General features: G+C 70.2%; 23 protein-coding genes and 2 riboswitches. Of the genes, 10 read left to right on the plus strand and 13 right to left on the minus strand.

The features are described from left to right. The first annotated feature begins 11 nt into the window (after positions 1–11). Positions 12–1,442 (plus strand): amidohydrolase family protein, encoded by a 1,431-nt coding sequence (locus IM660_RS02800; RefSeq protein ID WP_210769065.1) that lies wholly within the window; start codon positions 12–14, stop codon positions 1,440–1,442. Next, a complete protein-coding gene (locus IM660_RS02805; protein ID WP_193497916.1) occupies positions 1,439–2,476 on the plus strand; it encodes a methylenetetrahydrofolate reductase C-terminal domain-containing protein in 1,038 nt (345 codons plus the stop codon). The genes IM660_RS02800 and IM660_RS02805 overlap by 4 nt, the downstream gene beginning before the upstream one ends. 118 nt (positions 2,477–2,594) lie before the next feature. On the opposite strand, the gene IM660_RS02810 is transcribed toward IM660_RS02805, so the two are convergent. The 8 genes from IM660_RS02810 to IM660_RS02845 form a co-directional block, all read right to left on the minus strand. Next, entirely contained in the window at positions 2,595–3,596 is a 1,002-nt protein-coding gene (locus IM660_RS02810) for a LacI family DNA-binding transcriptional regulator (protein ID WP_246465100.1), read from the minus strand. Between the two features lie 26 nt (positions 3,597–3,622). After that, the gene (locus tag IM660_RS02815; RefSeq protein ID WP_193497918.1) at positions 3,623–5,200 is read right to left on the minus strand and encodes a glycoside hydrolase family 1 protein; all 1,578 of its coding nucleotides are present in this window, start codon (positions 5,198–5,200) and stop codon (positions 3,623–3,625) included. A 9-nt stretch (positions 5,201–5,209) separates the two neighbouring features. Then, entirely contained in the window at positions 5,210–6,133 is a 924-nt protein-coding gene (locus IM660_RS02820) for a carbohydrate ABC transporter permease (RefSeq protein ID WP_193497919.1), read from the minus strand. Beyond that, complete coding sequence (locus tag IM660_RS02825) at positions 6,130–7,302, minus strand: carbohydrate ABC transporter permease (protein WP_193497920.1); 1,173 nt, start codon at positions 7,300–7,302, stop codon at positions 6,130–6,132. Before IM660_RS02825 ends, IM660_RS02820 begins: the two co-directional genes overlap by 4 nt. A 136-nt stretch (positions 7,303–7,438) precedes the next feature. Continuing rightward, on the minus strand, positions 7,439–8,770 hold the full coding sequence (locus tag IM660_RS02830) for an ABC transporter substrate-binding protein (RefSeq protein WP_193497921.1): 1,332 nt from the start codon (positions 8,768–8,770) through the stop codon (positions 7,439–7,441). A gap of 200 nt (positions 8,771–8,970) precedes the next feature. Beyond that, entirely contained in the window at positions 8,971–9,657 is a 687-nt protein-coding gene (locus IM660_RS02835) for a trimeric intracellular cation channel family protein (RefSeq protein ID WP_193497922.1), read from the minus strand. A gap of 1 nt (position 9,658) precedes the next feature. Next, on the minus strand, positions 9,659–10,618 hold the full coding sequence (locus tag IM660_RS02840) for a DUF1266 domain-containing protein (protein WP_193497923.1): 960 nt from the start codon (positions 10,616–10,618) through the stop codon (positions 9,659–9,661). 42 nt (positions 10,619–10,660) lie between these two features. Then, positions 10,661–10,987: a histone-like nucleoid-structuring protein Lsr2 gene (locus tag IM660_RS02845; RefSeq protein WP_193497924.1), complete on the minus strand. Its 327-nt coding sequence runs from the start codon at positions 10,985–10,987 to the stop codon at positions 10,661–10,663. Positions 10,988–11,030: 43 nt separating this feature from the next. Between IM660_RS02845 and IM660_RS02850 the strand changes: the two genes are divergently transcribed. Genes IM660_RS02850 through IM660_RS02860 form a run of 3 tightly spaced genes read left to right on the plus strand, consistent with a single transcriptional unit; the run spans position 11,031 to position 12,819 of the window. Continuing rightward, the gene (locus IM660_RS02850; protein ID WP_193497925.1) at positions 11,031–11,708 is read left to right on the plus strand and encodes a hypothetical protein; all 678 of its coding nucleotides are present in this window, start codon (positions 11,031–11,033) and stop codon (positions 11,706–11,708) included. Beyond that, positions 11,708–12,268: a DUF4352 domain-containing protein gene (locus IM660_RS02855; RefSeq protein WP_193497926.1), complete on the plus strand. Its 561-nt coding sequence runs from the start codon at positions 11,708–11,710 to the stop codon at positions 12,266–12,268. Before IM660_RS02850 ends, IM660_RS02855 begins: the two co-directional genes overlap by 1 nt. Further along, positions 12,265–12,819, plus strand: coding sequence for a hypothetical protein (locus IM660_RS02860; RefSeq protein ID WP_193497927.1), 555 nt, complete (start codon positions 12,265–12,267; stop codon positions 12,817–12,819). Before IM660_RS02855 ends, IM660_RS02860 begins: the two co-directional genes overlap by 4 nt. Before the next feature lie 8 nt (positions 12,820–12,827). Here IM660_RS02860 and IM660_RS02865 read toward each other — a convergent pair whose 3' ends face one another. The 4 genes from IM660_RS02865 to IM660_RS02880 all read right to left on the minus strand — a co-directional run bounded on the left by IM660_RS02865 (position 12,828) and on the right by IM660_RS02880 (position 17,582). After that, positions 12,828–14,144 carry a hypothetical protein gene (locus IM660_RS02865; protein WP_193497928.1) on the minus strand — a complete coding sequence of 439 codons (1,317 nt, stop codon included), beginning with the start codon at positions 14,142–14,144 and terminating at the stop codon, positions 12,828–12,830. A 34-nt stretch (positions 14,145–14,178) separates the two neighbouring features. Next, the gene (locus tag IM660_RS02870) at positions 14,179–15,144 is read right to left on the minus strand and encodes an alpha/beta hydrolase (protein WP_193497929.1); all 966 of its coding nucleotides are present in this window, start codon (positions 15,142–15,144) and stop codon (positions 14,179–14,181) included. Between the two features lie 53 nt (positions 15,145–15,197). Beyond that, positions 15,198–16,607, minus strand: coding sequence for an aminotransferase class V-fold PLP-dependent enzyme (locus IM660_RS02875; protein WP_193497930.1), 1,410 nt, complete (start codon positions 16,605–16,607; stop codon positions 15,198–15,200). A gap of 33 nt (positions 16,608–16,640) precedes the next feature. Beyond that, positions 16,641–16,756: riboswitch (SAM riboswitch) on the minus strand. A 118-nt stretch (positions 16,757–16,874) separates the two neighbouring features. Further along, on the minus strand, positions 16,875–17,582 hold the full coding sequence (locus tag IM660_RS02880; protein WP_193497931.1) for a DUF6882 domain-containing protein: 708 nt from the start codon (positions 17,580–17,582) through the stop codon (positions 16,875–16,877). Between the two features lie 277 nt (positions 17,583–17,859). Between IM660_RS02880 and IM660_RS02885 the strand changes: the two genes are divergently transcribed. Further along, positions 17,860–18,072, plus strand: a complete 213-nt coding sequence (locus IM660_RS02885; protein ID WP_193497932.1) for a hypothetical protein — start codon at positions 17,860–17,862, stop codon at positions 18,070–18,072. 19 nt (positions 18,073–18,091) lie between these two features. Beyond that, positions 18,092–21,064 (plus strand): helix-turn-helix transcriptional regulator, encoded by a 2,973-nt coding sequence (locus IM660_RS02890; RefSeq protein ID WP_193497933.1) that lies wholly within the window; start codon positions 18,092–18,094, stop codon positions 21,062–21,064. A 21-nt stretch (positions 21,065–21,085) separates the two neighbouring features. Here IM660_RS02890 and IM660_RS02895 read toward each other — a convergent pair whose 3' ends face one another. Next, positions 21,086–22,459, minus strand: coding sequence for a hypothetical protein (locus IM660_RS02895; RefSeq protein WP_193497934.1), 1,374 nt, complete (start codon positions 22,457–22,459; stop codon positions 21,086–21,088). 145 nt (positions 22,460–22,604) lie between these two features. Next, positions 22,605–22,691, plus strand: a riboswitch (SAM riboswitch). 5 nt (positions 22,692–22,696) lie between these two features. Between IM660_RS02895 and IM660_RS02900 the strand changes: the two genes are divergently transcribed. The 3 genes from IM660_RS02900 to IM660_RS02910 are packed head-to-tail and all read left to right on the plus strand — an operon-like array spanning position 22,697 to position 24,589. Continuing rightward, positions 22,697–22,933 (plus strand): DUF1737 domain-containing protein, encoded by a 237-nt coding sequence (locus tag IM660_RS02900; protein ID WP_193497935.1) that lies wholly within the window; start codon positions 22,697–22,699, stop codon positions 22,931–22,933. Beyond that, on the plus strand, positions 22,930–23,349 hold the full coding sequence (locus tag IM660_RS02905; protein WP_159620964.1) for a rhodanese-like domain-containing protein: 420 nt from the start codon (positions 22,930–22,932) through the stop codon (positions 23,347–23,349). The genes IM660_RS02900 and IM660_RS02905 overlap by 4 nt, the downstream gene beginning before the upstream one ends. A gap of 16 nt (positions 23,350–23,365) precedes the next feature. Continuing rightward, entirely contained in the window at positions 23,366–24,589 is a 1,224-nt protein-coding gene (locus IM660_RS02910; protein ID WP_193497936.1) for an O-succinylhomoserine sulfhydrylase, read from the plus strand. Positions 24,590–24,651 lie beyond the last annotated feature (62 nt).

A 24,651-nucleotide genomic window follows, 5' to 3' on the forward strand; every position in this document is an offset into this window, starting at 1 on the left:
CGATGACGCTCATGACCTCCTCCCGCCCGCTCCTGCTCACCCACGCGTTGCTGCTCCCGATGGCCGACGATCCGCATGGCCTACCCGACTGGTTCCATGGCTGGATGCGCGTCGGCACCGACGGCCGCATCGAGTCTCTCGGCGAGGGTGATCCACCGGCCGACGCGCTCGTGGCCGGTGACGGCGGCCCGGTGGAGATCCTCAACGCCGCCGGTGCCATCGTCGCCCCGGGTTTCGTCTCCGCCCACTCGCACCTGTTCACCTCCGGGCTGCGCGGGATCGCCTCCGGATCGACCCTCTACCCCTGGGTGGGGGCCATGATGGAGGTCTTCGCGCAGACCGGCGCGGAGGACATGTACTGGTCCACCTTCCACGGCAGCCTCGACTTCCTTGCCAACGGCATCACCTCCGCCTACAACTTCACCCAGTCGCGGGTGACCTGGCGCTACGACGCGGCCGCGGCCCGGAACGAGCTCGTCGGGGTCCACCCGCCCGAGTACCTCACCCGGCAGTTCGACGGTGCCCGTGACGCCGGCCTGCGCACCGTCCACGCCATCCGGCTCGATGACGAAGCGGCTCCCGAGTCCCAGGTCCGGGCGACGTTCGCGGACATGGTCGGCGCCGCGGCGGAGCACACGGGGCTTGAGCTGTACCTCGGCTCCTCGGTGATGGGCGCCGTCCAGTGGGCTGCAGGCCCGCGTACCGCCGAGCTCGAGGCCGAGATGATGGCCGAGCACGGCATCACCAACCAGGCCCACTTCGTCGAGACCGCCGAGGGGATCGACGTGCAGCGCTCGAAGTTCGATTGGTACGTGCAGGCGGGCGCACTCGGGCCGGAGTTCCTCTTCGGTCACTTCATCCACCCGACGGACGAGATGGTCGCCCAAGCCGCCCGCGCGGGCGCGCGAATGGTGTGGCAGCCGACCTCGAACGGCCGCCTCGGTTCCGGGGTGGCCGATGTGGTCCGCTACCAGCGAGAAGGGATCGAGGTCGGCATGGGGTTGGATGATCAGTCCTGTACCGACATCTCCGACCCGTTCGCGAACATGCGTCTCGGGATGTACTCCCAGCGTGCCCTACACCACGAGGCGGCTGTGATGATGCCGCGGGAGGTGCTGCGCCTGCACACGCTGGGATCGGCGGAGGTGCTCGGGGTCGCCGACCGGGTGGGAAGCCTGGAGGTGGGCAAGTACGCCGACTTCGTGGTGGTCGATCCCCGGCGCCCGGACACCGGCCCGATCTGGGATGTGTATGCCACCTACGTGCTCGCGTGCGGACTGCGGAACCTGGCCCAGGTGTACGTCGGCGGGCGGCTCGTCAGCGAAGGTGGTGTGGCCACCGCTCCCGGTGCGGCCGACGCCCCCGCTGAACTGGCCGAGCGCGTCACCGTGGCGGCGCACCGGGCCGGGATGCGGCTCGCCCTGGACGAGTCCACGCCATGACGACCTCCCTGGCTCTCTCTACCGTCGGGGGTTGCCCCAAGCGTATGACCTACGGACCGTGCGGGGGAGTGGCCGCGGACGGAACCTGTGAGGTGACGCCCGAGCCCTGCCCGTTTGTGACTGAGGCGACCGTGCCCTGGCCAGGACCGGGCCCGGCGACCACACCCCCGACGGCGGAGGGTCTTCAGATCCTCGACCTGCTGCAGCGCCGTCCGATCGTGGTGGCGGGGATGCCCGCCCGGGCCATGGACGTCGCCTCGGTTGAGGCGTGCGGGCGGCAGCTGGCGGGGCGGGTCGACGCCGTGCTCGCCGGTGACTCCGGGCGGGCGCGGGTGCAGTTCCCGCCCACCTACCGGGCCGAGCTGATCCGGCGGGCTGGATTGCGGGCGTGGCCGGGACTGAACTGCCGGGACCGCAACCGGGTGGCATTGGAGGGAGAGCTGGCCGGGCTGGCTGCTGTGGGTGCGGCGGGAGTGCACTGCGTGACCGGCGATCACCCGGCCGGTGGGCACCGGCCGGACGCGCAGCCGGTCTTCGACCTGGAGTCGACCGAGCTGGTGGGGCTGGCACGTAAGCACGGGTTGCTGGTCTCGGTGGCCGAGTCCCCGGCGTCGCCCCCGGTGCATCGCCGGGCCGAGCGGCTGGCCGAGAAGGTGCGGGCCGGGGCGCAGCTGTGCTTGACCCAGTACTGCGGGGGAGCCGACGAGGTGAGGGCCTTCGTGGCAGCGATGCGGCAGGCCGGGGCTGACGTGCCGCTGTTGCCCGGGGTTCCGGTGGTGCTGGACGTGCCCAGTGCTGAGCTGCTGGCCTCGTTCGCGGCCGCGGTGCTGCCGGCTGGCTATGTGGAGAGCGTGCTGACGGCGTCCGATCCGTTCCGCGCCGGCGTGGAAGCCGCCATCCGGTACGGGGAGGAACTGCTGGCCGTCGCCGGCGTGGCGGGTGTGGTGGTGGCTGGAGCCGCCGAGCACGGGACCGAGGAGGAGACCTCCGCCGCGATCGGGCAGATCAGCGCGGCGCTGGGTGGGGGGAGTTGAGCCCGTCCTCCGGCTGACGCAACTGACACAGATGCGTCGGGCTCCGCAGCATGGTGCGCACCCAGACGCGGGCGTGTCGATCCGGTCAGGGCTATCGGCCGAGCTGGGCCAAGGAGGGCTACGCAGTCCCGCCCTCGACCAGGTATGGGCTGAGCACCTGCGGCCCGGCGGGTGCGGGGGCACCGTCCACCATGTCCAGGAGCGTGGCGGTCGCGGCTGCCACCATCTCCACCAGTGGGTTGTAGACGGTGGTCAGGCGCGGGGTGGTGCGCTCGGCGACCCCGAGGTTGTCGTACCCCATCACGGCGATGTCCTCCGGTACCCGCACTCCGCGTTCGGTCAGCACCTGCATCGCCCCCAGGGCCATCAGGTCCGAGGCCACGAAGATCCCGTCCAGGTCGGGGTGAGCCTCCACCAGCTCGACCGTGGCCCGGGCTCCACCCTCGACCGTGAAGTCGCCATGCGTGACCGCATCGGTGGCCCGTCCCGCGCGGGTCATCTCCTGCTCCCAGCCGGCCAGCCGGTCCAGGCCGCCGGGCATGGTCATCGGACCGGTCACGGTGCCGATCCGGCGGCACCCCCGTTCCAGCAGCCGCCGGGCCGCGATCGCCCCACCGGCGACGTTGTCGGCGTCGACGTAGTGCAGTCCTGAATCCGACAGCGGTCGCCCGACGAACACCACCGGGAGCGCGGCATCGGCGAGTTGGTCGTCGAGGTGGTCCTGCTCGTGATGGGAGGCCACGATCGCACCGTCCACATGCCCACCGCGCAGGTACCGGGCGGTGCGTCCGGGGCGCTCGCCCTGCCGCGAGATCAGCAGCACCAACTGCAGATCGGTACCGGTCAGCCCGTCGCTGACTCCGCGCAGCAGTCCCGCCAGGAACGGGTCCGAGAGGATCCGGGCGTCCGGCTCGGGTACGACCAGCGCGATCGAGCCGGTCCGCCGCGTCACCAGCGTGCGAGCCGCCGGGTTGGGTGAGTACCCCAGCATCGCCACCGCGTCGTCGACCGCCCGCTGCGCCTCCGGGGAGACCTTCCGGCCGCCGTTGATCGCCCGCGAGGCGGTCGATCGGGACACGCCCGCAGCGCGGGCGACGTCGTCCAGCGTGACGGTGGGCATGGACCCGGAGCCTAGTCGCGTCAGCGTCATCGTGGCTGACCGTCAGGTGATTCGCGCGGCCCGGCGGGCGTCGCGGCCGGACCTGCGTCCACTGCGTCCACTGCGTTGGCTGCGGCCACCTGCGCATACCAGCGCCCCGAGGCCTTCACGGTGCGCCGCTGAGTCTCGTAGTCCACCCGCACGATCCCGAACCGTTTGCTGTAGCCCAGCGCCCACTCGAAGTTGTCCAGCAGCGACCACACGAAGTATCCCCGCACGTCCGCCCCATCCTCGATCGCGGCGTGTACGGCCCGCAGGTGCGCATCCAGGTAGGCGATCCGGTCAGGGTCGTCCACCGAGCCGTCCGGCTCCACCACATCGGGATAGGCCGCCCCGTTCTCGGTGACGTACATCGCAACCCCACGGGGCCCGGCGTAGTCGGCCTGCAACCGCTGCAGCAGCCGCGTCAGGCCCTCCGGCTGCACCTCCCAGCCCATATCGGTCGTGGGCAGGCCCCGGCTGCGCGGGTGCACTGGCCCCACCGGCTGTGGCGGCGACACCTCACGGTGAGGTCCCTCGCTCACGGAACGGACGCCGTCGGGACGGTTCTGGCCCTGAGGAACTCCTTGCTCCGGGCGGGCCGAGACGGCCGCCCCGTTGTAGTAGTTCACGCCCAGCACGTCGATCGGTGCCGAGATGAGGTCCAGGTCCCCGTCCTGCACGTGATCGGCCAGCCCCAGATGGGCCACGTCGTCGACGATGTCCGCCGGGTAGGCGCCGCAGAAGATCGGGTCCAGGAACATCCGGTTGAAGAACCCGTCCTCAAGCCGGGCTGCGTTCACGTCCGCCGGATCGGAGGGGTCGAAGGGGTCAGCCACGGTGAAGTTCAGCGTGATCCCCAGGCTCGCCTCAGCGTCCCGACGGCGCAACTCGCCCAGGGCCAGACCGTGCCCCAGCAGCAGGTGGTGGACCGCCGCCACCCCGTCCGCCGGGGACTGGCGGCCGGGAGCGTGCACCCCCGCCGTGTACCCGAGGAACGCCGAGCACCACGGTTCGTTGAGCGTGGTCCACGTTCGGACCCGGTCCCCGAGCGCATCGTGCATCACCGCGGCGTACTCGGCGAACCGGTAGGCGGTGTCGCGGGCGGGCCAGCCGCCGGAATCCTCCAGGGCCTGCGGCAGGTCCCAGTGGTAGAGGGTCAGCCACGGCGCGATACCGGACGCCAGCAGTTCGTCCACGAGCCGGGAGTAGTAGTCCAGACCGGCCCGGTTCACGGTGCGCCCATCCGGCATCACCCGCGCCCACGAGGTAGAGAACCGGTAGGAATCCACACCCAGATCACGGAGCAGCGCCACGTCCTCGCGGTAGCGGTGGTACTGGTCGCACGCCACTGCGCCGTCATGGCCGCCGTGCACGGCTCCTGGGACCCGGCAGAAGGTGTCCCAGATCGAGGGCCCGCGGCCGCCGATGGCAGCCGCGCCCTCCACCTGGTAGGCGGCGGTGGCCGCACCCCATGTGAAGCCCTCCGGGAACCGGGCCGCGGCCGGTCCGGCAGCGGGCAGGGGAGTGGTCGGCGTGAACGGAACCTGTGGGCTCAGGGCGCGGGTCGTCGGCTGTGTGGTCATGATCCTCCCTCAGCCCTTGACCGCACCGGTCATGATCCCGGCCACGAGCTGCTTGCCGACGATCGCGAAGATCACCAGCAGCGGGAACGTGACGAGGAAGATCCCGGCCATCACGAGCGAGTAGTCGGTGAAGTACTGGCCCTGGAGTGACTGCACCACCAGTGGCAGCGTCGGGTTCTGCGAGTTGAGCACGATCGAGGGCCAGAAGAACATCGTCCACTGCATCACGAACCAGAACAGGAACAGCATCGCCGCTGCCGGGGCTGCCGCAGGCAGCGCCACCGAACGGAACGTGCGCAGCATCGACGCCCCGTCCACACGGGCGGCCTCGATCAGCTCGAACGGTAGTGCCGAGGAGAGGTACTGGGTCATCCAGAACACCCCGAACGGGCACAGCATCGCCGGCACGATGACCGCCTGCAGCTTGCCCACCCAGTCCAGGTCGGTCATCAGGATGTAGAGCGGGATCACGCCGAGCTGGGTGGGCACCGCCATCGTGGCGATCACGAACACGAGCAGACCCCGCCGCCAGGCGAACCGCAGCTTCGCGAACGCGAATCCGGCGAGGGTGGAGAACAGCACGACCGCGAGCGAGGCGGTGACCGAGATGATCACCGAGTTCGTCAGCGCCTTCCAGAAGTTGATCTGGCTGGCGTTGACCACCGTGGCGAAGCGGTCGAACAGGCTCAGGTCCGGTAGCCACTGCGGCACCGCGTTCTGGGAGACCTCCTGTTGCGTGGACGAGCCCAGCAGCAGCGTGTAGTAGAGCGGGAAGATCGAGATCAGCAGGGCGATCCCGAGCAGGGCGTAGGTGACCCAGCCGGGGCGGCGCTGGGCCACACGGGTGGCGCGCGATCCCCGGTTGCGTCGGCGCACGGCCGCCCGGGCGGCCGCCTTGCCGGCGGTCTGTGCGGTGACAGGTACCGAGCTCATCGTTGCCCTCCCGAATCCCTCGTCGATCTGGTGGTGCGCCCCGGCGGAGCCTGGCCTGGCGGGCCGTCGTCCGGTAGCGCAGCGGCGTGAGCGGGCAGGGGTGCCGTGGGCGCCTCGGCCCGCGAACCTGCGCGTGCCTTGGCCTGTGCCTGGGCGATGAGCGCCTGGGTGCGGCGCCGGCTCACGGCCGACCGGTCGCCGTCAGCGGCTGCGATACGAGAGGTGAGATAGAAGTTGATCAAGCCGATACACACGATCAGCAGGAACAGCAGCCAGGCGACGGCCGCCGCGCGCCCGAAGTTCTTCTGGTTCCCCCAGGCCACGTCGTACAGGTAGAGCACGGTGGTCATCCAGTTGCGGCTCGGCCCGCCCAAGCCGATCGGGTCGTACATGCGGACCTCGTCGAAGATCTGCATCCCGCCGATGGTGGCGGTGATGACCACGAACACCATGGTGGAGCGGATCTGCGGGATGGTGACGGAGAAGAACTGGCGGAACCGGCCGGCGCCGTCGATCACGGCCGCCTCGTACAGCTCGCGTGGTACGGCCTGCATCGCCGCGAGAAGGATGAGGGCGTTGTACCCCGTCCAGCGGAAGTTCACGATCGTCGCGATCGCCACATGGCTGGCGAACCGGTCGCTGTGCCAGCCGACCGGGTCCAGGCCGATCCCGCCGAGGATGGCGTTGATGAGGCCGTACTGGTCGGCGAACATCCGCCCGAAGATCAGCGAGACCGCTACCGGGGCCACCACGTAGGGCACCAGGACGCCCATCCGCCAGAACGTGGCCGCGCGCAGGTTCTGGTCCAGCAGCGCCGCGATCGTGATGGCCAGTGCCAGTTGTGGGGCTGCGGAGAGCACGAAGATCGAGAAGGTGTTCCCCACGGACTTCCAGAAGATCGCCTGCCCGAGCACGTCGGCAAAGTTCTGCAGGCCCACGAACTCGCCCTGCCCGCCGAGCAGGTTCCACTCATGCACCGAGACGTAGGCGGTGTAGACGAGCGGGAAGGCGCCGACGAGGGCGAACAGCAGGAAGAACGGGGAGATGTACAGGTACGGGGAGAGCTTGACGTCCCAGCGGCTGAGCCGTTGAGTGAAGCCGACCCGGCGGGGTGCCGGATCAGGGTTGCCGCGCGCAGGTGCGGGCGCGGGAGTGTGCAGGGCAGTCATCGGTGGCTCCAGGGCTGCGGAGTGCGGCGGCGTGGGGCGCCGTGGGTGCGAGTGGGCGGTGCGAGCATGCGGTGCGGTGAGGCACCGGCGGGCCGTGCCGGTCGGAGATCTTCCCGATCGGCACGGCCCGCGCGCGTCACATCAGGCCGAGGCCGTTGAACTCCTCGACCGCACTCTCCCAGCTGGAATCGGCGTCCTGCTCACCGGTCACGTCCACTCGCAGCACCGCGTTCTGCACGGCCTGGTGGATGGAGAAGTAGTTCGCTCCCTTGAACGGCACCACCTCGATCGCCTCGGCGCGGGAGGTGAAGATCTCCCCGATCGGGGCGTCGTTGAAGAAGTCGTTCGTCGCGGACTGGACCTCCTCGGAGGTCTGGGCCTCGATCTGGGAGGGGAAGGTTCCGGCGTTGCCGAACGCTTCGGTCTGCTGCTCCGGGTGAGTAAGCCAGGCAGCAAGCTCGGTCGCGGCCTCGGTGTTCGCACCCGAGGCGGGCACGGTCAGGAACGATCCGCCCCAGTTGCCACCGCCACCGGGGAAGACGTCGGCGAGGTTCCATCCGTCCACACCACCGGCGCGCTCCTCGACCGGACCGGTCATCCACGCCGGGCAGAGCATGGTGGCGAAGCCGTCGTTCTGGAATGCCGCGTCCCAGTCGGCACTCCACTGCTCCAGGCCGGCCGAGAGACCGTCGTCGACGGATGCGGAGAGGACCTGGTCGTAGAGGTCGCGGACTGCGGTGTTGGTGGACAGATCGAGAGCGTCACCGGTACCGGCGTCCTCATAGGCGGACTCGAGCTGGTTGACCATGCCCTGGTAAGTGGCCTGGGCGCCGTCGAACCAGGCCGCGTCGGAGTTGGCGACGAACTCGCGCCCCGCTGCGAAGTAGTCCTCCCAGGTGGCGTCGTCGCCACCGAGCAGCTCGGCCACCTCGGCCGGGTCGGTGGGCAGGCCTGCGGCTTCGAAGAGATCCTGCCGGTAGCAGATGCCCTCCGGGCCGATGTCGGTGCCGTAGCCGAGCAGGCGGCCGTCCGCCGTGGTGGCCTGGGCGACCTTCCAGTCGACCCACCGGCCCTCGAGCTCGGGGTCGGAAAGATCGGTGAACAGGTCGGGGTACTGCATCAGTTCGGGCAACCAGTCGACCTCGATGCCCTCGATATCGGCCAGGCCCTCGCCGCCGGCGGCGATCTTGGTGGTGAGGTTGGTGCGGGCGTCCTCGGAGGAGTCGGCGGTGATCAGCTCCACGGTGATCCCGGGGTGCTCCTCCTCGTAGCGGTCGAGCATCTCGTCGGTGTAGCCGAACTGGTTGAAGGTGGCGACGGTCAGAGTGATCTCGTCCCCGCCGTCCCCGGAGCCGGTGGTGCCGGGGTCCTCGGAGTCGCTCCCGCTGTCACCTCCTCCGCAGGCGGCAAGCGCGGTCATGGCCGCGATGCTGGTGGCTGCCAGGGTGATTCTCGTGCGTGTCGTCATGATGACGTCCTTGTCTGTGAGGGTCTTCGGTGACCGTGGTAGCGCTCCCACCCCCAAACGTGGAAGCGCTCCCACACGTAAGTCATCGTGCGGTGATCGACGGGAGATCGTCAACCCTGCGGTGTCGTGCCCAGGGTCGTTGATAGGCATCGCTGCAGGTCAGCGACCTGCAGCCGGTGACAATGTGTCCTGATTGTTATCTACTCGTGCCGTCGCCGGGCCGCCCGGCGGGCGAGTTTGCGCAGGCGGCGGAAGCTGGGTCGCGGTGGTTTCCACCCGACCGACTCCGGGAGCACCCAGCCGCGCCACTGTGCGAGCAGGCACAGCACGGCGCCGAGCGCGGCCCCGGCGAGGCTGCCGAACGTGCTCGCACCCAGCAGGGTGAGACCTGTCGCCAGGACGGCGGCGGCGAGTGCGCACGTGGCGTACAGGGTGGAGCGCCCCAGGATGCGGGGAACCTGGCGCATCACCACGTCCCGCACGAACCCTCCCCCGACGGCGGTGACGACCCCGAGCATCACAGCAGCCAGCGGGCCCAGGCCGACCGCGAGTGTCTTCTGCGCGCCCACGGCTGCCCACAGGCCCAGGGCGAGGGCGTCGATCGGCGCGAACGCCCGGTCCCAGATGCGGCCTTCGAGCCGCACGGCGAACGCGATCACGGCACCGGCGAGGGCGGTCAGGACGTAGGCGTTGTCCGTCAGCGCCACCGGTGGACCGGCCTGCAGCAACGTGTCCCGGATGAGCCCGCCGCCGAGGCCGGAGAGAATGGCCAGCACCGCGAATCCGATCGGATCGAGCCGGTGCGCCCGGGCGACGACACCGCCGAGGATCGCGTTGAACAGGACCCCGGTCAGGTCCAGCCAGCGGATGAGCGCCTCAGGGTCCACGTCACCCCGAAGTCAGACGCGCCTGGACGGCCGCCCGGAGCTCGGCCTGCCACGGCTGGCCCAGGTGCTGCTCGGCGAGGAAAGCCACCATCTGCGGTGGCAGGCTGTCGAGTGCGGCGAAGGTGGGCGCCGGCAGTGCTGCCTCCCACGGCACCAGATTCCACATCGGCGCAGCCGCCCGGGTGAACTGGCGGTCATGCTCGGCTGCGGAGGCTTCCTCCACGCCGTCCATGCTGCGCCAGTACCAGCGGCCGCGGGTGAAGGACGCGTTCAGCTCATCCCAGCCCCGGTAGCGCGAGCGCAGGCCGGCCGCGGCTGCGAGCGCCAGGTCGCGTCCTTCGGGCTCGCTGAGATACCCGGCTCCGACCCCGGCGCGAGCGAGCAGAATGACCCGGTCCAGGTCCCAGGCGAGGAAGTCGATCGACCGCGCCCCCTGCGCATCGGTGCGGATCCGCTCGAAGCGCAGGTACTCCTCGCGGGCGGTGGGCGAGGCCTTGGCCGCCCTGGCGAGATCCTTGCGGAGCTGGCGCTGCCCGGCCTGATCGAGGGAGAGCCAGTGCGCACGTTCGGCGTCGAAGGAGTTGCGGTGCCCGGAGACCAGCAGGCTGAGCATCTGCGCCACCAGGTCGGTGCGGGAGTGCACGTCCCACGACTCGGCGAGGATCCGTGCGCCCTCGCCAGGTGCGGGATAGCCGAAGACGTCCAACGGCTGGTTCGCCGCCACCGCATGGTGCCCACTGGCCACCAGTAGCCAGCCGGTGGGGTCCTGAGCGATCGTCTCTGGACCCCACTGGAAGGTCACGGTGTGTGCGCCGTTCTTGAACTCCTTGACCACCGCACGCTCGGCCCGTCGACGTTCACCGCGCTCACCGGCGCGGCGGTACAGCAGGGATATCCCGAACCAGCTGGCTCCGACGAACAGGATGACGGCGGCCCAGGCAGCAATCGTGATGAGGTCCACGGGAGATATCCCACCACAGACGCAGGATCTGCGGGTGAAAGGTCAGTTGCCGGCGGCGCGGAACTGCTCGATGACCGTGGCCGGAACGCGCTTCTTCGCGGGCACCTCGATGCCGCGCGCACGGGCCCATTCCCGGACGGCGCGGGTATCGACGGGCGTCTCATCACGGACGGATCCGCCGTCTGCCACACCGCCGCGCACCCGGCGTGCCGCGGCGGCGAACGGGGCCAGAGCGCGAACCAGCTTGTCACGGTTGGCGCCGTTGAGGTCGATCTCGTACACGGCGTCCTCGAGAGAGAACCGCACCGTGTGCTGTGCCTCGGTGCCGTCGAGGTCGTCGGTCAGGTCGATGATCGTCCTGGTGGCCACTTGGTCTCCTGAGTTGGGGGTCATCACTATCGTAGGTGGTGCCATGGCACGTTCCACCGACGGCGGTCGCTACTCTGACGCCATGACTTCCCGCCGGTCCGTGCGCACCGCTCTCAGGCGCGCGTGGGTGTGGGTCACTGCCGGCCGGTGGCGGCAGATCGGAGCGGGGGTAGCCGTAGGCATGCTGCTGGCACCGGTGGCCGTCGCTGTGGTGGGCGGATTCGCCGCCGCCGATGACGTGCAGGCGCAACGCTACGCCGTCGGGCAGCGGCTCGACCTGGGGCAGGTGGAGGTGGAGGTGCGATCGACGTTCGTCTCCGCCGACGTCCAGACCCACGCGCTTCCCGAGGAGGCGTCGGCATGGCTCGGCGTGGTGGTCGAGGTGGTCAACCGGGGGGATGAGGAGGTGATCCTCAGCCGCGACCTGCTCCGGGTGCCGGGAATGGACCCGCTGCAGGAGCATCCCCGGACCACGGTGGTGGTCAGCGACGAGTCGTTCTTGGTCACGCTTTCCCCGGATGTGCCGCACGAGGTCGCGATGCTGTGGCCGCTTGCGGGCACACCCGCCGCCCAGTCGGTGGAGGTCGAGCTCTATCCCGTGCTGGCGCAGGAGAGCATGCTCGACCCTGGCAACATCTTGTGGCAGGTCGAGCCGCTGCTGGGCGTGGTCGAGGTGCCCGTCACCGATGTGCCGCCCACGCTCGTGGATGAGGAGGAGTGATGCGACCGCGGCTCTCGCTGTTGCTCGGCGTCCTCCTCGTGCTTGCCGCCGGGGTGGGGGTCAACGCCGTGACCGCCGGGACCGAACCGTCCGGATCGGTGTCGACGCGTTTTGCACTCGGGGAGGATGTGCGTATCGGCGAGTTCCAGGTGCACGTGCACGACGTGCGCGCGGCTCAGACCCTCGACGATGACGGCGTGCCGCTGCAGACCAGCGGGATGTGGGTGATCGTCGACTACTCGGCCGCCACCACACGCGAGCCGGCCTACTCGCCCGGCCTCGGGCTCCGGGACTCCGAGGGTCGTACCTATGCGATCTCGAGCCGCTCTCCCGTGTCCGACTGGCGGGTCGCTCCGGACACGTGGACACGCGGTGAGGTCGCGTTCGAGGTGGCAGCCGATGCGCTCGGGGACCTCACGCTGTTCGTGTGGGCCTACCCGCGCACGGTGGCCGAGGACGTTCCCGTGGGCTACGGCGTCACGACGATCTCGCTCGAGGAGATCTCGGCCGATCGCGTGATCCTCGCCGAGCCCGAGCTGCTCGGTGAGGGGGAACGGTGAGCGGCGCATCCGCCGGCACAGCCGGTCCGCGTGGGAGGCGCCGCACCCTGGTGCTGACGCTCGTCGCCCTGATCTCGCTCATTGCACTCGGGTGGCAGGTGACCCGGGACGCGCGCGAGTCATGGTGGCCCAGCGGTCCACATGCGGCGCTCGGTGCGGGGGAGTCCCTTGACGGCGTCCAGGTGGAGCTGGTGGCGATCGAACCCGCCGCTCGCGTGCTCGAGTGGGACACGGTCTGGTCTCCGCCCGAGGGGTTCCAGCCGTGGCGGATCTCGTTGGCGGTGACTACGACGCAGGATGAGTACTCCTTCGTCACCACGCTCGTGGAGTCGGCCGACGGCAGGTTGTTCGAGGCGGGTCAGAACGTGCCGCTCAGCAGCGACGACTACGAGTGGTCACTGTCTGTATCTGCACCGGAGCCGGGGGAGGACCCGATCCCCGAGGTTCAGCACCTGCTGGTGCTGCTGCCCGAGGATGCCGAACCCGCAGCAGTCCGGATCGAGGAAGTCGTCCGCTACCCGGAGTACATCCGGCTCGAGGTGGAGCAGTAACTCGCCGCTCAGCGGACCGGGCGTTCTCGCAAGCGCAACGCAGTCGGTGCCCCCAGTCGCGCCAGCAGCCGGTCGGCCGTCGCCGCCAGCAGCGTGGCCGTGAGCACCATGACCAGGATGTCGGAGGCGGCCGTCAGCGGCGCCCACCATGCGTTCCACGCGAGGGCGTCGAGCCATGGCGTGATTGCCCGGAACGCGCCCCATACGAGGTAGGGGACGAATGTCAGCAGCAGGTACAGCAGGCAGTACGCCGCCAGGGGTGCCCATCCGGAGCGGACCATGAGGCCGAGGCCGCCGATGAGCATCCCGAACCGCCCCTGCGGCTGACTGATCCTCGTCCATGCTCGCACCACCCTCGGGTCCTCCACCCGGGAAGCGATCCGCTGTGCGAACGGCGCTTTCGCTGAGACGTCCGCCATGCTGACCAGCTCGTTGGTGCGGATGCCGTAGATCACCAGGCCGATCGTCAGCCACGCCAACGGGACCACGACGGCGGTGATCGCCCCGGTGAAGAGCACTCCTCCGGCCGCCACGAGCCAGGAGACCGCGCTGCCCAGGCCAGGCAGTGACAGAGCGACAGAGTCCCACCAGGCGGCCAGCGCCCGCGCGATCACCCGTGCGTGCCACCAGCCGCGTGCTTCGCCCATCGCGTAGGTGACCACGGAGGCGCCGAGCACGATCCAGACGAGCTCGAAGTACCCGACGATGACCCGCAATCCCATCCGGACCGGAGCGTCCTGGTCCGGCCAGAGCGAATCGCGTTCGACCACCTGCGAGCCGACACGTCGCAGTACCAAAGCGACAGCCACGATGGCGAGTACGAGCGGCGAGGTGGCTTCCGCCAGGCGGGTCGTCCCGTCGACGTCGTCGATGTCCATCCGGCCGATGTCGTCCCACACGCCCGCCAGGGCGTACACGCGGCGATCCTCGGTGAGCCCGCCGCCGCTCTCGTACACCACCAGGAATGGCACGAGCACGCTGCCGAGTGCCGCGATGAGGTCCCGCGCCATGCTGCGAGAACGGGCCCGGCGGCGGAGCACCAGGAGGATCGCGACCGTCGTCAGTAACGTGGCGAACGGCACCAGCGTCAGGGTGAGGAGTCCCGGGACCGCACCGAGTCGTCCGGCCAGGATGGACAGGTCCTGCAGGTACAGGTGCGCGGTCACGCCGACCAGGGCCAGTACCAGGACGGCGAACCAGTGTGTGCGCAGCAGGCGCGCGGTGGTGACCAGCAGGGCGATCAGCTCCACCGCGAGTGCGCGGAACGAGAACGGGTCACCAGCGTGGGCGACCGCGGCTGACTCCTCCTGCGGCGGGTTGCTCATGGGGGTGACGATAGCGAGTCGGTGACCTGCGCCGTCAGCGGGCCATCCGGGTGGCGAGCCAGGACATGACCTCCTGCGCATAGGCGTGGCGGACGCGGGATGAGGAGAGCGCCAGATCGTGCCGGCCGCCCTCGAAGCGGCGTACGGTCACATCGGCTCCGAGCCTGGGCGCACGCGTCCACGTGTGCGCCACGTTCAGCACGCAGTCGGCGCCGGTGAGATCCTCCGGAGACGGGTGGTTTGGGTGCCCGCTGCGCCCCGAGGTGCACACCAGAACCGGCACCTGGATGTCCAGGCCGCGCGCGACCCGGGCGTGCCCGCGCCGCACCGCCCGCAACCAGCCGGCGTGAACCGGGACGTCCTCGATTGGCTTCCAAGCCAGGTCGTAGTCCCAGTCGCCGCCGGTGGAGGTGTGCAGGCTGCGCCCGTACGGCTCACCCAGGGTGCCCACCCGCAGTAACGGGAAGCAGGTACCGAGCACGTCGATGAAACGGGTGGTGATCACCCGGTTCACCCAGGAGGAGTTGAGATCGAACCACGGGCTGTTGAGCACCAGGGCGTCCACGGCTCCAGGGTGGTCGGAGACGTACAGGGAGGTGATCAACCCGCCGGTGGAATGCCCGAGCAGCACCACCTGCTGCGCGCCGGCCGCGCGGACCCGGGCGAGTGCGAGACCGATCTCCTCGTCGTAGGTGGCCAGGTCCGCCACGAAGCTCGGCGTGCGGCCGGGACGGATCGACCGGCCGCAGTCGCGCAGGTCCAGAGCGTAGAAGTCGTAGCCGGCATCCAGCCACGCCTGGGCATGCTCGGTCTGGAAGAAGTAGTCGGTGAAGCCGTGCACATAGAGCACGGCCCGTGAGGGTGTCGCTGCTTCGGCTGGATCAGCAACGCCGAGGGGTGCCCTGGCGCTGACCAGGGTCGCGACGGGTTCGCCCGCCGCCTCGGGTCGCAGCCGCAGCGTCTCCTGCTGCCAGGGGTGTCCCAGAACGTCCGTCGTCATGCACCGAGACTACGGGTGACGTTCGAGTCCGGGCGCTGCTGCTCGGGCTGGGCTCAGTGCGTGCCGGCCAGTACCTGCGCCACCGTCGGCACGGTGCTGGCAGCCGGGCCGCACCCTGCGCCGGCTGCCGCGGTCGCGAGCACCGACGGTGCATCCGCCTCCGCATGCAGATCCTGCAGCAGCCCGATCGCCTCCGGCAGTTCACGCTGGTCGTCCTGCGGCTGCCACCGGCCGCCGACCACCTCATAGGAGGCGCGGGAACCAGTGGTCAGGTACTGCTCGATCCCGGCGATGAGCCGGTCCACGTGCTCGGAGGTGGTGCCGAGCCCGATGCTGGCGCGGAGCCCGGCTTCCAGCCCGCGCGCGGCGAGCAGCGGATGGGCACAGAACCGGCCGTCGCGCACTCCGATGCCATGTTCGGCGGAGAGATAGGCGGCCACCAGGCCGGCATCATGACCAGGCAGGCTGAACGAGACCACGGCTGTCGGCTCGGCCGAGTCCGCCCACAAGCGCAGCACCTGCACGCCCTCGATCCCCTCCAGCCCGTCGATCAGCCGTGCGCGCAGCGCAGCATCGTGCTGGGCCAGACGCGCGGCCACCGCCTCCAGCTGGGTGCAGGCCACCCCGAGTGCGATGGCCCCGATCACGTTCGGGCTGCCGGCCTCGTGCCGTTGCGGTGCGGGTTCCCACACGGTCTCCTCGACCGCGACGTTCGTGACCGCACCACCGCCGGCGAGGTACGGCGTGCCCACATCCAGCCAGTCCCGGCGCCCGATCAGCGCACCGGCGCCGTAGGGCGCGTACAGCTTGTGCCCCGAGACGGCCACGTAGTCGGCACCGGTGGCTTGCAGCGAGAACAGCCGGTGTGGGGCCAGCTGGGCGGCGTCGACCACCACGCGGGTTCCGGCCTCGTGCGCGGCGGCCACCACCTCGGCCACCGGCAACGACTCACCGGTCACATTTGAGGCCCCGGTGATCGCTACCAGGGCGTAGTCGCCGGCAGTCAGAGCCTCCCGCAGTGCCGTCACCGTCTCGGCCACGGATGCGCGCGCGGCGAGCACGTCGGCGCCGCGACGCTGCCACGGCAGCAGGTTCGCGTGGTGCTCGATGTCGAGCACCAGCACCCGTCCGGGTACGCACCCGCCGAGCAGGTTCAGCGAATCGGTGGTGTTGCGGGTGATGACCACCACGTCATCGGCCCTCGCCCCCACGAAGCGCCCGACCGCGGTGCGAGCCTGTTCGTACAGGGCCGTCGAGACCTGCGAGAGGTACCCCGCCCCACGATGCACGCTCGCATACAGCGGCAACGCCCGCGCGACGGCGTCCGCCACAGCCGCCAGTGCCGGTGCGCTCGCGGCATAGTCGAGGTTCGCGTAGCCGATCGACGAGGCGCCATCCCGCGGGACCGTCAGCGGGACCGTGGTCTCGGCGCCGACGAGCGGGAGAAGTGTGTGCTGCGACATGTGATCCTCCGGAAGGTCCGTCGGACCCCGAGGGGTCCGCGCTTGCCGGGCGCCACCGCGACGCCGGCCTGGTCGTCACCCGGGGCACCCCACCGCGGTTGGAGGGTTGCCGGCCAGCTAGCCGGGGCTGTTCGCTGGCGCTCATGACCTGACACCTAGGATGCCATAGCCGCCGATGGGGCGGTCCGGGTGTCTCAGTACGCGTACTGCTCGCTGCGTCGACCGTTCGATAATGACGGCGTGGCTGCTCCCGCGGGACCTGTCCTGTCAGGCCTGGTGGAAGCTCCCCTTCACCTGACCGAGGCGGCCCCGATCGTCGAGCGTGCAGATGGCAGTCCCATCCGGTGCGGCCAGGGTGAGGCCCTCGGGCGCCTCACCCAGGGTGAAACCCCGCCATTGGGCGTAGCCGCGGATCGCCCGGTCCCAGTTGCGGACCTGCCCGGCCTGGGCCACTTCCGCGAGCACCCGTGCCGCACGGATCGCGCTCGGTGGGGTGGGAGCCAGCTCGGGAGACTCGAGCAGAAGTGCCGCGACGGTGCCGCGGCCGGCATCGAGCGTGTAGTGCGTCAGCCCGCCGCAGATCAGACCGGCAGCGGCGCAGATGTGCCCGGCCACCTGGCGCGGTTCAGCGTCCAGGGGGACCTCGGCGTCCCGTAGTTGCGGGATCGCGTACTGCTCGCCGAACCCGCGTACCTGTTCGGCGCGTGCGACCAGGGGACCGGCGTACTGCGGGTTGGCCCACGCCCACAGCCACGACCGGGGGCCAGGTGCGGCGCTGCCCAGCAGGTGCGCCGTGGCGGTGAAGGTTCCCGCAGGGCCGGTGAACGTTGCGGTGCGGGTGTCGAGGTCGACGCCCCACGTGCGCTCTTCCTCGGGCCCGCACGCCTCCAAGCGGCCCAGGAGGTCGGACTGCCGGTCGTGAGCGGTGAGCAATGAGTCGTCGAGGACGTCCTGGAAGGAGCTGATCTGAGTCACGCCTTGAGATTACGACAGCAGCACCGACGATGACCCCGGTCTCGATTCACACACCGTGTGCAGACTGACGCATCTCCGGCGCGACATGGCTGTGTGTCAGTCTGCCGATCCTGGTTCAGACGGTGAGGTGCACGCCCCCTTACCCCCAGGAAGTGGCGACCACCACAGGCCTTACCCGGCCTGCGCCGTCGTGGGGCACGGGGTAAGGGGGCCGGGCGCAGACGGGACGTGACCACCCCATCCCCCGATGTCAGACCTCAGGAGCACAGTGAGGCTCATGCCGAGCACCGAGGAGCACACCATGAACACCCACGACGACCTGTTCCGAGCGGAGATGGCCGACCGTCGGGAGCGGCTGCTCACCCAGCTCGTCGTACCCCGCACCCGCCGGCGGCTGAACATCCGCCGGCTCATCGCTCAGCGTGCCGCCGCACAGACGGTACGAGCTCAGCCCAGCCTCGCTCACCAGGACCTGGAGCGGCGAGCCTGACAGCGCGGTGCATGACACGATGACCTCCGTGGCACGGGTCGGGTCTGAGATCGCGCTGGTCGCGCGCACTGCGGAACTCGCCCGCCTGGACGCCGTGTGGCGGGAGGCGGTCGGCGGGTCCGCAGCTGCCGTACTGCTGCCCGGGGAAGCCGGCGTGGGCAAGACCCGCCTGGTGGGCGAGGTCGCCGGCATCGCCGAACGCACCGGCGGGGTCGTCCTCATCGGGCATTGCGTCGGCCTCGGTGACGCTGCCCCGCCGTATCTGCCGGTGGTCGAGGTGCTCGAGCAGATGCGCGACATCGACGCCTCGTTGGTGGCGGACGCGCCGGCCCTGGCGACCCTGGTGGCGCGCGGTGGCACCGGGCGGACTTCAGAGCAGCTCCAGGTCTTCGACTCCTTCTTCTCGGCTCTGACCACCCTGGCCGAAAGGGCACCGGTCCTGCTGGTGATCGAGGACCTGCACTGGGCTGACGCCTCCACCCGCGATCTGCTGACCTTCCTGCTCGCCCGCGTCTCCGGGGAGGCGCTCGCGGTGGTGCTGACCTACCGTTCCGACGAGATGCACCGCCGCCATCCGCTGCGCCCGATGCTCCTCGAGATCGCGCGGATGCGGCGGGTGGAACGGCTTGATCTGGAGCCCTTCTCCGAGGCTGACGCACGCGAGTTCGCCCGGGCAGTGGCGGCCAGGGACGAGCTCGTGCCCCGAGACGTCGAGGTGGAGCAGATCGCGGCCCGATCCGGAGGTAACGCCTTCTTCGTGGAGGAGCTGCTCGCCGCACCTGGGAGCAGGTTGGCCGGACCTCTCGCTGACGTGCTCCTGGGTCGGATCGAGCAGCTCGACCCCGACGCGCAGCGCCTCGTGCGGGTCGCCTCGGTGGCCGGGCAACGTCGGGTGCGGCGCGCCACACTGCTGGCGGTCACCGAGTTCGACGAAGACAGGCTTGAACTGGCGCTGCGCGAATGCCTGGCCCGCTACGTGCTGGTGCTCGGCGAGGACGACACGGTCGAGTTCCGGCACGCGCTGCTCCGGGAGGCCGTCTACGCCGACCTGCTCCCCGGGGAACGGACCCGGACGCACGCGGCCTTCGTGCGCCTGCTGCAGGAACGACGCTATCCCGGCTGGCGGGGGGCGCAAGCGCATCACGCCACCCAGTCCGGCGACCTGCCCACTGCCCTCACGTCGCACATCGGTGCCGCACAGGAGGCCGAGGATGTCGCCGCCACCGCCGACGTACTCGCCCACCTGGAGCAGGCGCTGGCGCTGTGGGACGCGGTGCCCGACGCGGCCGAGGTCACGGGAACCGACGAGTTCACGCTGATGATCCGGGCCGCGGATGCCGCCGTCGCAGCCGGGCGCACCGAACGGTGCACGGCATTCCTGAGGTCCGCTCTCCGGCTCGCCGACGCCGGCGGTGACCCGATCGCCCGCGCCGGGGTGCGCCGTCGGCTGGCGAAGGTGCGCTATGCCGAGGACGACTGGGCTGAGGGGCGGCGGATCATCGGCGAAGCGTGGGAGCTGGTGAGGGACCAGCCACCGAGCGGAGAGCGGGCGTGGGTGCTGTCCACCCTCGCGTTCGGCGGACCGTCCGCCCAGCATCGTTCCTGGGTCACCGAGGCAGTCAGTGATGCCCGGCAGGCGGGTGCCGGGGACGCCGAGGCCGACGCCCTGATCTCCCTGTCCTACCTGCTGCTGCACGAGGGGCAGGAGAAGGAGGCGATGGCGGTCCTTGACCAAGCGCGCGCCCGTGCCGCTCAGGTGCGCGCCTACGAGGTGGAGCTGCGTGCCCACTTCAACCTCACCGTCGGTGAGTTCGAGCGCGGGAACCTGGCGCTCGCCGTGGAACACGCCCGTCGCGGGCTCGCCCGGGCCCGGCAGGAGGGGCTCGTCTGGGCGACCTATGGCCGGGAACTGGTGTGGTTGGCCATCCAGGTGTTCTATGCGGCCGGCGCATGGGATGAGGCGGAAGAACTCGCCTCGCCGCCGGGCGAGCAGGCGCCGGACTGGCTCTCGGCGGTCATCGGCTGCTCGGCCGCGCTCTTGGCCGCCGGCCGGGGGCGGTGGGAGGAGGCCGACGCTCGACTTGCGCGGGCGCGCACCTGCGGAATCTCCGATGAGGAAGTGCTCAAGATCGCGGCCTATGCGACGGCGGAACTGGGCCTGTGGCGTCACCGTCCCCACGAGGTGGTCGCCGACCTGGAGAGTCTGGTCGAGCGCAGCCTGGCTGAACACGCGGTGTCCGCAGCCACCGGCCACCACGGGCCACCGCTGCACCTGCTGCGGATCGGTGCTCTCGGGATCGCGGCGGCAGCGGACGCGGCTGCCCAGTCACGCTCCCACCATCACGACGATGCCGCCCAGGATGCTGTGGCCGCCGGCGAGAGATTCGCAGCTGTGGTCGCCCGGACGGAGCAGGAGGGTGCACCGCGTGGGGCGACGCTGGGACCGGAAGGGAAGGCGTGGCTGGCGCGAGCGGAGGCCGAGAGCGCTCGTCTGCGCGGCCAGGCAGCGCTGGGAGCGTGGGCACGCGTCATCGCCGCCTTCGACTACGGCGATGTGTACCAGCAGGCGGTCGTCCGATGGCGCTACGCCGAGGCACTGCTGACCGAACAGCGCACTGCGCCAACGCAGGAGGTCGAGCACGGCGAGGGTGCGCGGGAGCGGGCGTGCTCGGAGCTTCTGCAGGCGTTGCAGGTGGCGCAGGAACTCGGCGCCGCGCCGCTGAAGGCGGAGCTGGAATCCCTCGCGCGGAGGCACCGGCTCTCCGTGCCGGGCGTGCGGCTCGCCTCCACCGACCTGCTCACGCCGCGGGAGCGGTCGGTGCTGGAGCTCGTTGCCCAGGGTCTGACCAACAAGGCGATCGGCGCCCAGCTCTACATCAGCGAGAAGACCGTGAGCGTGCACCTGACGCGCGTCATGGCCAAACTCGGGGCGCACAGCCGCACCGACGCCGTCGCCCGTGCGTTGAGCCAGGGCCTGATCGAGGGGTTCTGAGCGGCAGGTCCCGACGGCGGCTCAGCAGGTGGCTGGGTCCGTGGAGCGTTCCGGCCGGTACTCCACCGAGACGTCCTCGGCACTTGCCGTCAGCGTCGGCCCGGCGTCGTCGGTTCCTTCGGCGAGTAGCACCTCCACCACGAGCGCACCCTCCTCGACCAACGGTTCCCACGCCGTCGGGAGCGTGGTCTCCTCGGTGATCCAGGTGACGTCGTTGAGACGTCCGAGCCGCCAGATGCCGCAGGCGTCGTCCACCGTGAGCCGGTAGGTCCACGGGATTCCGGGCTCGATCACCGCGCCGCTGGTGACCGGCTGCGGATCGGTGGATGCGTCCACCAGATCGGGGTCGAGGCCGATCTCACGGTCGGTTGCCGTGCTGCCCGGCTCGGACAGGTCCACAGCCACCACGGTGCGCTCCTCCGGGGCGCCGGCGGGCGGATCGTCGGCGCCGAGCTGCACGTGGAACGGGCCTTCCGGGAGCGCCTCGCGCTCGACCGCCACCACGTAGGCGTGCGGGTTCGCATCCTCGGTGCATGCTTGGGGTGAGCCCGGGATCACGATGTCAGCGTGCAGCACCCGGCCGGTGACCACGACATCATCGAGCCGGACCGGGCAGCTGGAGCCGTACAGGGCACCGAACCACACCACGATCTCGGTCTCCAGATCGACCTCCGGGGGCGCTCCCGCGACCCCGGCGCGTTCCCACAGGTCCGCGTACTGGTCGGCCGTCGTGGCCACCCCGGTGCGGAAGGTCTCGCCGGTCAAGTCCTCCCCGAGCAGACGCCACTGCTCGCCGGCGGTGGGCTGCTCCCCGGGCTCGACGACGTCCTGCTCCTCAGGTCCCGAGACGCAGATCGGCTCCCCGGCGAACTGATCCATGGCCTGCAGGTTCTCCTCGGAGAGCACCGTCAGATCCACCGTGACCACGCCACGGTCGGGGGCCGTGCCGATCCCGGCGATCACACCCTCGGGGGTCTCCTCCTGCACCCGCGCGGCGAGCTCGGCCAGCTGGTCCTGGGTGTGCAGCGCCTCGACGACGGCGATTCCCTCGCCGGGGAACTCGGTCTCGATCTCCGCGCGGAGCTCGGCGACGTCCTGCGTGAATGCCACGGCCACCCAGCCGTTGTGCTCCCGGTCGATCCAGATCCCCGCGTACCCGGGCTGTTGCTGCGCCCAGGTCTGCACGTCCTCCACCGGCTGATCGTTGCCCACGTACACCGGCTCGTCCCGGTAGGTCTCATCAGGCGCGCGCAGCGTGGTGACGTCTGCGCACGCGATGATGCTGTCGTCGACCGGCGGCGCACCGGGCGCGGACGGCTCAGCCGTGCCGCAGGCGGCCAGACCGGCGATGGTCACGATCGTCAGTCCGATTCCGAGACGCTTCGGGTTGCGCATCTGCCCCCACTTTCCGGGTTCACCACGATCATGTCCCGCGAACCGCTCGTGTTGCACCCGGCTCCAGCCTAGCCGCGATGTCCGAGGCGTGGGCAGGGACCACCAGTGACATGACAGCCCAGGCTCTGCGGTCCTACGATGCACGAGACCATCCAGAGCAGCTGAGAGATCTGGCTCGACGACGCTGCAGCAACCTCGCCCACGAAGGTGCTACCGCCAGAACCGATGGAGGAGTGCATGTCCGAGCAACTGTCCCACCCGGCCACCGCGGGCCCACCCGGTCACCGCTACCGATTGCTCACCGGCCCCGACGACGCCGCCTTCTGCGAGCGGGTCAGTGCGGCACTCGCCGAGGGTTACCTGCTGCACGGGTCGCCATCGGTGACCTTCGACGGCTCCCGTGTGATCGCGGCCCAGGCGGTGCTGTGGCCCTCTGACCCCGAAAGCCCGACCGTGGAGGTGCGGCCCCTATGAGTTATGCAGGTGACCTGAACCCGAAGGACGCGTGGGCGTTCCTGGCCGAGCACGCCGACGCCGCCCTGGTGGACGTGCGCACCCAGGCCGAGTGGTCCTTCGTCGGGGTTCCCCGGACCGACGAGATCGACCGCCCGACCCTGCTGATCGAGTGGAACACCTTCCCGAACGGCTCGCGCAACCCTGCCTTCCTCGACCAGCTGCGTCAGGCCGGGTACGAGGCCGGCGACGGCAAGCCGCTGGTGTTCATCTGCCGCAGCGGGCAGCGTTCGATCGCCGCCGCGGAGGCGGCCACGGCGGCCGGGTACGGGCCCGCGTACAACGTCAGCGACGGGTTCGAGGGGCCGACGGACACCGAGGGCCACCGCGGTCAGGTCGGGTGGCGCGCGGACGGCCTGCCGTGGACGCAGAGCTGAATAGGTTCGTCGACCAGTGAGCGATCCGCGTCCCCAGTCCAGCCTGCCCGACGGCCTCGGCCCGGCCACGCTCGCCGTGCGCGGCGGGCAGCAGCGCACCGAGTTCCGCGAGACCTCCGAGCCGCTGTTCCTCACCCAGGGCTACACCTACGACCGTGCCGCCGACGCCGAGGCCGCCTTCAAGGGTGAGGCCGACCGGTTCATCTACTCCCGCTACGGAAATCCCACGGTTTCGGCCTTCGAGGAGCGGCTGCGGTTGCTCGAGGGTTCCGAGGCGTGCTTCTCGACGGCGACCGGTATGTCTGCGGTGTTCACCTCCTTGGCTGCTCTGGTCGCCTCGGGTAGCCGGATCGTGGCCGGCAACGCGCTCTTCGGCTCCACCTTCGTGGTGCTGGACGACATCCTCGGCAAGTGGGGCGTGCAGGTCGACTACGTCAACGCCCACCGGATCTCCGAATGGGAGGAGGCGCTCGCCACCCCGGCCGACGTGGTGCTCTTCGAGACGCCCTCGAACCCGATGCAGGACATCGTCGATGTGCGCGCTGTCTGCGAGTTGGCGCATCGGGCCGGTGCGACGGTCATTCTCGACAACGTCTTCGCCACGCCGATCCTGCAGAAGCCGCATGAGCTGGGTGTGGATGTGGTGGTGTACTCGGCTACCAAGCACATCGACGGCCAGGGCCGGGTTCTCGGCGGGGCGATCCTCGGCAGCCGGGATTACATCGAGGGCCCGGTCAAGCAGATGATCCGCAACACCGGTCCGAGCCTGAGCCCGTTCAACGCCTGGGTGCTGCTCAAGGGCCTGGAGACGCTGGCGGTGCGGGTACGGGCGCAGACCGCCGCAGCACTGGAGCTGGCGACCTGGCTGGAGTCGCAGCAGGGAGTGCGAGGGGTGCGCTACCCGTTCCTGGACTCCCACCCGCAGGCTGAGCTGGCGCGAGCCCAGATGACCGGTGGGGGCACGGTGGTGACGATCGACCTGGACGTCGACGGCTCCCCGGAACAGATCAAGGAGCGCACCTTCGCGTTCCTGGACTCCCTGCAGCTGGTGGACATCTCCAACAACCTCGGTGATGCGAAATCGCTCATCACCCACCCGGCCACCACGACCCACTCGAAGATCGCACGGGAGAAGCGCTACGCCGTCGGGATCACCGACTCCACCGTGCGCCTCTCGGTGGGCCTGGAGGACGTCGCGGACCTGCAGGCCGATCTCACCCGGGCGCTTCGCACCCTCTGAAATCACACGTCGATCTGGCGGCTGTGGCGGCGGTGCGAGCAGCCAATTCGACGTGTGATTGT

It is taken from the genome of Ruania alkalisoli (assembly GCF_014960965.1).
GTDB classification, from domain to species: Bacteria; Actinomycetota; Actinomycetes; order Actinomycetales; family Beutenbergiaceae; genus Ruania; species Ruania alkalisoli.